General features: G+C 62.2%; 8 protein-coding genes and 1 pseudogene. 5 read left to right on the top strand and 4 right to left on the bottom strand.

Annotated elements, in window-relative coordinates; all coding sequences use genetic code 11:
* Nucleotides 1–68: 68 nt before the first annotated feature.
* Nucleotides 69–188, top strand: a pseudogene (locus QTI68_RS40015) (ATP-binding protein); the annotation flags it as partial.
* A 46-nt stretch (nt 189–234) separates the two neighbouring features.
* Here QTI68_RS40015 and QTI68_RS40010 read toward each other — a convergent pair.
* Nucleotides 235–825 carry a hypothetical protein gene (locus tag QTI68_RS40010; RefSeq protein WP_286529960.1) on the bottom strand — a complete coding sequence of 197 codons (591 nt, stop codon included), beginning with the start codon at nt 823–825 and terminating at the stop codon, nt 235–237.
* A 678-nt stretch (nt 826–1,503) separates the two neighbouring features.
* The gene (locus tag QTI68_RS40005; RefSeq protein ID WP_286529962.1) at nt 1,504–1,722 is read right to left on the bottom strand and encodes a DUF1214 domain-containing protein; all 219 of its coding nucleotides are present in this window, start codon (nt 1,720–1,722) and stop codon (nt 1,504–1,506) included.
* Between the two features lie 143 nt (nt 1,723–1,865).
* Between QTI68_RS40005 and QTI68_RS40000 the strand changes: the two genes are divergently transcribed.
* From QTI68_RS40000 to QTI68_RS39990, 3 genes are all read left to right on the top strand, one after another.
* Nucleotides 1,866–2,084: a hypothetical protein gene (locus QTI68_RS40000; RefSeq protein ID WP_286529959.1), complete on the top strand. Its 219-nt coding sequence runs from the start codon at nt 1,866–1,868 to the stop codon at nt 2,082–2,084.
* A gap of 348 nt (nt 2,085–2,432) precedes the next feature.
* Nucleotides 2,433–2,804 carry a DUF2493 domain-containing protein gene (locus QTI68_RS39995; RefSeq protein ID WP_286529958.1) on the top strand — a complete coding sequence of 124 codons (372 nt, stop codon included), beginning with the start codon at nt 2,433–2,435 and terminating at the stop codon, nt 2,802–2,804.
* 110 nt (nt 2,805–2,914) lie between these two features.
* Entirely contained in the window at nt 2,915–3,415 is a 501-nt protein-coding gene (locus tag QTI68_RS39990; protein ID WP_286529956.1) for a hypothetical protein, read from the top strand.
* A gap of 775 nt (nt 3,416–4,190) precedes the next feature.
* Here QTI68_RS39990 and QTI68_RS39985 read toward each other — a convergent pair.
* Complete coding sequence (locus QTI68_RS39985) at nt 4,191–5,045, bottom strand: ABC transporter substrate-binding protein (protein ID WP_286529954.1); 855 nt, start codon at nt 5,043–5,045, stop codon at nt 4,191–4,193.
* Between the two features lie 35 nt (nt 5,046–5,080).
* Nucleotides 5,081–5,500, bottom strand: coding sequence for a hypothetical protein (locus tag QTI68_RS39980; protein WP_286529952.1), 420 nt, complete (start codon nt 5,498–5,500; stop codon nt 5,081–5,083).
* Between the two features lie 426 nt (nt 5,501–5,926).
* On the opposite strand from QTI68_RS39980, the gene QTI68_RS39975 reads away from it, so the two are divergent.
* Nucleotides 5,927–6,706: hypothetical protein (locus tag QTI68_RS39975; RefSeq protein ID WP_286529951.1), on the top strand; the 780-nt coding region annotated here is incomplete at its 3' end.

Here is a 6,706-nt window from a genome sequence, read left to right as displayed (position 1 = left end):
GGGGCCCCCCAGGGGCTGTGGGGCGGGTTTTAACTTTCCCGGTTCAAATTTAACCGGGGCCCCGACAGACCATGGGCACCACCATCCTCGATCGGCTGATGCATCGTGCCGTCATGCTCGAGTTCGAGGGCAGGAGCTACCGGCTCAAGGAAGCCGCCGCACGCCTGGCAATCGCCGCGGAGGCCTGACAGATCAATAATGCAACCCTCGTCCTGCCTGGAGGAGTTTGCGTGTTCACGGGCGGGGGAGTTTGAAGTGTCGATCGGGGTCGTAGACGCGGTTGGTCATCAGGTAGCGGCCGTCCCGCAGCTTGACGTAGACCCCGGCCGGGATGTTGTCCAGGATTCCGCGCACCCGGTCGCGGCTCTGGCGGCGCTCGCGCGCGAGTTCGAAGTCCAGCAGCACGACCAGTGCGATGAAGGTGAACTCGGCGACGTGCACGCCGGGAATCCATTGGAGGTTCACGAGGTGGTTGCAGAACATGCCGCCGATCAGCAACAGCAGGCAGGCGGACAAGGTCAGGCTGCCGCGCCGGTTCTCGCCGGCCCGGAACCGGCGGAACGCGGCGAAGGCGCACCAGCCGAAGATGAAGTAGAAGCCCAGCACGCCTGCCACGAACCAGGGCGTCGGGTGGAAGACCCGCAAGTCGGTCACGCGCTCGCCCCAGGGCAGCGTGATCTCGGCCGCGGCCGGCATGGCTGCATAGGCCAGGCCCCATGGAGACCACAGGTTGGCGATGAACAGCAAGACGCAGGCGAAGCTCATCACGACCTGCAGGCGGCGAGCGCGAATGTTCAGGTAGGCGCCGACGAACCAGGGGAGCACGCCCGCGAGACGATGCTGGCGCCGATCTCGACCCTGCGCATCCAGACCAGTCCGTCGGGCGTGGGAGTGGCGCAAGTTCCAGCGCGTCGGCGGCGAACTTTGAGACGCGCATCGCCACATGTAATACAAATGTGCACAGCTTTCGCGCGCTACACCGGTTGGAGCACGCCACCGCGAGCGAGAGGTTGTCCACCGCCGTAGTGGGCAACGTTGTGGATAACGTGGCTCCCCGGGTCGCAAACCGTTGCCAGCCGTGCGTCTCCACGCAGTGCCTGCAAAAGCGACAGATGGACGTCGCGCGATGATGTTCGCGATGGGCCGCCGGCATCAAGGCCCACCGCTCGATGAGCGGACTGCCACGGCGTCTTCTAACCAGCGCCAGCGGACCATCAACCAAAGATACGCCATGTGTGTTTGGCTGCCTGAGCCGCGACGTTCAGCTCTTCGCCCATCGCGGACTGCGCAAGGTCGAGGGCTCGCTCAAGGAGCTGGACGAACAAACTTGCACCAACACGACCTCGCTCGGACGCCATGCCTTTGTGAAGAAGGGCTCGAGTGGGCTTTAGAGCCGCAGGCACGGGATAAAACCTTTACTCGGCATGGTCTGGATCCAGTTGCTCCGCTTGATGCCCGCGGGGTAGGACCGAAGCAAACCGTCGTCGAGCCACCGGCGTCGCTTCAGCGGCGGGCGATGGGAAGTTCTGGCTGCCCGCACGCGGGTAACGCTGCGGAGCGTCGAGCGTCGAGCATCGAGCGCGACATGCTGTCGTAGAGGGTGAACGACCAGAAGTTGGCCTGTGGGATGTCTTTCGGCAGCGTTGCTTTGTAGGTTTTGGCGCCGCCAAAGGGCCCCTTGCTCGCATCGACCATCGTCCATGGGTAAGTCGAGCCATGCAGGGCAGACGCATGGCCATGGCGGGCGCACCGGAGTAAGACCGAGCGAAAACGGGAGCCATCGGTGACTTTTTCCCTCCTCTAGGCGGATGAGGCGAAAAGCGCACAAGTCCTGAGATCAAAAGATTCCACTGCAGAATGTCTGGATGGACCAGCCGACCGACCTGACTGACCTTTCAGACGACGAACTCTCTCGACGCTGCCAAGCGCTTCGGTTACAAGCAACGCGCGGCAACCAAGCGGCACTGCGCGAAGCTCTCGCTTTGGAAGCGGAGGCCGAGCGCCGTTTTCGCGCCGCCACCACCCTCTCCGCGCCACTGGAAGCGATGTCGATAGGCCGGCGCCCCTGGTGGCGGTTCTGGTGATTCGTGCCGTCGGCCTCGACGTCGAAGATCGCTAAATTTCAATTCTGCTTTCCGCGCCCGATCGATGGACGCATCCGGGCCGCTCCTCGCGAGCCGCCTTCAGCAATCAGCGGCCAGAGGTTGCAGATCTGTCGCGGGTGAATGCATCACGCGAATTTTGCCAAGGTCTTATAGGTCGCGGCCATCGAGGCTATCATCGAAAAAACGCCAGTCAATCAACCAACCCCGCTTCGGCGGGGTTTGCTTTTTGGCGATTGACTAAGCAGAAAGCATGCAAAGACCACCGCAACGCCATGGATGCGAATGCCCATACGCCAACCTGGGCGTTCTTCGTGCTGAACTGAGAGCATGAGGGTACTAGTCTGCGGCGGACGCGACGACGACGACTCGGCGTTCATCGTGAACGTCCTCAACCGCGTTCATGCCCGCCAACCCGTCACGCTCCTGATCGAAGGCGGTGCGACGGAGGTAGACAATCTCCCACGCCGATGGGCCATCGCACGAGGTATCGAGGTTGCCACGTACCGCGCAAACAGGGATCGCTATCAGCACCGCGCTGTGCCCATCAGAAACGCTCAGATGCTACGCGAGGGTCGTCCGGAGCTCGTGCTCGCGTTCAACGGTGGTCGCGGGACCGCGCACATGGTCACGATTGCTACGGCAGCGCTCGTGCCGGTGTTGAAGACCTGGCGGCTCGCTGATCAGGCAGGGCCCAATTGAACAACATTCCCTCACCGCGCACCAAGAACTCGACTGCACGGCATTCGCTGACCTTCCCCGAGCTCCGCATCACAGGGCCCGGGTCTGCTCCGTACAAACTCGGGGAGCCCATGCATCTCTATGATGGTGAGACACATGTCGGCACCATCGGGGCAGTCACCGTATCACCCGGTGGGCACGAGGTTCACCTGGACCGCTTCGTGCCCTCAGCCATCGCAATGCGGCATGGATGGGTGTCGAGGAAGATTGTGCTCGTTGAGGTAGTCGCATTCTTGGCTGAGCATTTCGCGACAGTACCAACGATCAGGGTCTCCTTGAATTCGCCCATTGAAAGCCATGACGACTTTCTCAAGGTCGCGAGGGATCGTGCCCAGCTCCTGCATCAGATCGGCGCTCAACAGATCGACATCGTCCCCAGCCTCGCGCCGTCAAATCGGGGCAATTTCACGGTTGCCGGGGTCTGGAAGCTCAACCCGCAAAACCTCAAGGCCCTCAATGCTGCTCTACGACACGAACGCGAAGCCCACCGGTCTCGGAGGGCGGCTGCGGGCACGTTCAGAGGCGGCCTAGCAAAACTCAGCGCCCGGATCAGACGCCTACTTTCCGGTTAGAGAAGCTATCGGCGCGGCCCGCTGTCGATTCAATGGTCAAAAGCTGAACGGTCGCTGAACAGCCGCAGGGCTACGATGCCACCATGACCCACCTGCGGCACATCTCCGTTTTCGTCGACGAGCCCGGATCCGGGCCACTTCCACTGGGTGGCTCCACGAGAACCGAGAAGATGCGTCGGTCTGGGTCGATGTCGATTCGAGCGTTCTGTCATTCCCCACTTGGATGGAGGCCTTCGACGCTGGCTGCGTCGAGCTCTTCAAGCTGGTGCCAGATGAGCGCTCCGGGCCGAGGGCGACCGGCGAGGACGAAGACGCCGACCCGGTCGGCTCTTGAATCTCAGGGCAAAGTGACGGGGTCACTTGAGCCGCGTCATCAGATCTAGTCGCGACCGGCCTTGTGACTTTGGCCTAGCCACTTCTATCGCGGCCCTAGCGCGCGCCGAACCCCCTCCATGCGCGCGCAGATGTGCGAGCGCCTGGGCGTCGTATGTCTTACCGTCACACCCGTCACGGCTCGACTCCGGGCGAAGTCCATTTCTCCGCCTGGCCCAGCAGCACGCGCAACGACCAAGGCAGCGTCTCTCGCGAACTTTGAAGTCGGGCTGGTCTAGCTTGTGCCCATGCATTGGCCGACGGCCGACGGCCGCCGCCGTGCCGATGACGGCGAGCAGACCCTTGGCAAGGGTAGGTGCGTGGTGTCGAAGCCATTGTTGTCTCCAAGCCGTCCGAGCTCTTTCCGTCGAGACGCCGTAGCGTTTCTCATCGATCCAGGCCTTCACGATCGAGAGCCCGCGCGTATTGACCTGCGCCACGATGATCTGCTCAATGCCATCAGGGGGGTTCTTCGATTTGTCGGGCATCGCGATCCTTGCTTGCTGTGTTGAGGGCTTTCATTCCAGCACGCCGGGATTGCGGGACCGCTGCGGCCCAATTTTATAAAGGCCGCCGTGGTGGTGCCGTTGGCCACCATGATGATCGCCTGCGGCGGGGTCTTGAGAAAGGCCGCCACCAAGGGCCCGGCGCTCCTGCTGTCCGGTGCATACGAGGCGCGAATGACGAAGGCGGCCTTTGCCCGACCAGCTGCCTCGTCGGCCGCGGCGACCACTGCGTCGGCCCCGGCCTCGTGGAGCAGGCCAAGCCGGGTGATGCCCAGGGTCGCCAAGTGCTCGGTGAGCTTGGCCAACTCGTCACGGATGTCGACCCTCACGTTGAACAGCAGGGGATGCGAGGGCGGAATCCCGGTCGTGCGATAGCCCACGAGCGCCAGGCGCTGCTGGTCCAGAATGCCGGAGGCCAACAGCGCCGCCAGATTGCGGCTGCCGGAGTAGCCCGCCAGCACGAACGGGCGTTGCTCCGCGACCAGCTTGCGCGTCTGCTCGACGGTGGACGCGGGCTCATTGTGATCGTCGGCACGCACGAGCGTGAAGGTATTGCCATTCACGCCGCCTTGCTTGTTGACGCTGTCGAAAGCGAGTCGCAGGCCTGCTGCGTAGCCCAACCCCTGCTTGGCTTCCAATCCAGTGAGCGGTGCCACTTGCCCGATCACGATGTCGGCAGCGCCGGCGCTCGCCATCACGGCGCTTGCGATGGCGGCCCCCAGAATCCAGCGGGCCAAGGCGCGTACGTTCATCCGTTTCTCCGAAAGACAACCAAGCATGCGTCCCTCTACTCGCCGATCCCAAATCGCTGAAAAAGTGCCGACTTCAGCCGTCTGATCTCCACCATCGCATCAGACTTTGGTGCCTGCTGCCCCGACAAGACCGCGGCAGCTTCAGCCGCGGCATCCCTTGCAACACGGGCATTCAGCGAGCATCGAATCAACTCGCGCTTCCGATCCTTTGCGTCCAAGTCGGCAAAGTTCTTCATGAGCACTTCGGCAACTTCAAGCGCCGAAGCTGCCGCAGAGAGCGTCATGTGGATGCCGGCGCGCACACGATTGCCGTAGTCGGTCTCTTCCTTGACGTTCAACTCTTTCTCTTGCTCACAGAGAGGGAGCGTTCCAATGTCGGTAGGAGCGAAGTACGGCACGGCCTGAACGCCATGCTCACGCGCCGAGATCACCTCCTGCAGCGCGACTCTGACCATTTGAACAGTCTCCAGGTCTGGGGATTGCATAGCCGGTTTCACCTCGAAAAGTGGATCTGAACGACCAGGGACGAGCGATATTCAGTCCGGGCAGCTCCTTGGCATCGGACGCCTGATTTCTCCAGGGCCGCTCACGCTTAACGCAAGTCTGATACAAATGTATCTGTATGTAAATTCACTGTAAAGACACTTTAGGCGGATGAGTCCGTTTTCACATGAAGGACACAGCCGTCACCACAGCCTCGCGCCATGGCGCGCTCCTGAGCCGCATCGAAAAAGGGCGTTCAACCGGTCTAGATCGAGTGCGGTCGCCGACTCGAAAGCGCAGGCTCCGGCGGTCGCGCTGAACACTCCCGAAACGGTTCGACGAAGCACATCAGTTGGCATCAACCAGTCCATGGCCCGAAAAATGCTTGATCTCCTCTCATGAAAACATTCATTCGGCTTGCTGAGGTCTGGGTACCGTCAGACGACGAAAGCTTGTTGGAATTGGCTGGCGGCTTGTTCGATTCCGCGCCGGCTTTTGGTGCTGTCACCAAGCAGATGTGTTTTGGAAGAGCCGAAGGTCTGCCGGGACGCGCATGGGACGATGGCCACCCAGCGATGCTGCGCAAGTTGGAAGGGTCCTATTTCAGACGTGCGGCAGCAGCAAGGGCAGCAGGCTTGAGTTGTGCAGTCGCATTCCCCATCTTCGTTGGGGATGTACTGACCTGCGTGGTTGTGCTTCTCTGCGGTGACACCGGCTCGCATGTGGGTGCTGTCGAACTATGGCATAACGATCCGCGCGTTGGCACCGATTTGACTCTTGCAGACGGCTACTTCGGCTCCACGTCGCCAGTGCTGGAAATTCTCACGCGCGACACCTGGCTGCCGCGAGGCGCAGGCGCCCCGGGTCTGGCTTGGCAGCGCGAATCCGCGATGTTCATCGACGACATTGCCGGCTCGAAATACTTTCTGCGTGGCGCCGAGGCCGCTGCTGCCGGCATTTTGCGAGCGTTGTCGATCCCCTGCGGTGTGAGAGGCAACGACACTTGGGTGCTCAGCCTTCTGTCGTCGGCCGCGACGCCGATCGCCCTCCGAACCGAGATCTGGCGCCCGGATGCCGCGGGCCTCCAGCTGCAGTGCGCCGCGGGCCGCTGCGAGATCAATGGCCCGCTACCGTGCGGGAGTTCAAACTTGTGGCCGATCGACGCGCTGGGTCCGATC

The sequence above is a fragment of the Variovorax sp. J31P207 genome (genome assembly GCF_030316965.1).
Taxonomy (GTDB): Bacteria; Pseudomonadota; Gammaproteobacteria; order Burkholderiales; family Burkholderiaceae_C; genus Variovorax; species Variovorax ginsengisoli_B.
This window is presented reverse-complemented; position numbering and strand designations above follow the sequence as displayed.

Coding starts and splice junctions, on each gene's coding strand:
- QTI68_RS39995 (WP_286529958.1), top strand. CDS start 2,433: ATGAGGGTACTAGTCTGCGGCGGACGCGACGACGACGACTCGGCGTTC.
- QTI68_RS40000 (WP_286529959.1), top strand. CDS start 1,866: ATGGACCAGCCGACCGACCTGACTGACCTTTCAGACGACGAACTCTCT.
- QTI68_RS39980 (WP_286529952.1), bottom strand. CDS start 5,500: ATGGTCAGAGTCGCGCTGCAGGAGGTGATCTCGGCGCGTGAGCATGGC.
- QTI68_RS39985 (WP_286529954.1), bottom strand. CDS start 5,045: ATGAACGTACGCGCCTTGGCCCGCTGGATTCTGGGGGCCGCCATCGCA.
- QTI68_RS39990 (WP_286529956.1), top strand. CDS start 2,915: ATGCATCTCTATGATGGTGAGACACATGTCGGCACCATCGGGGCAGTC.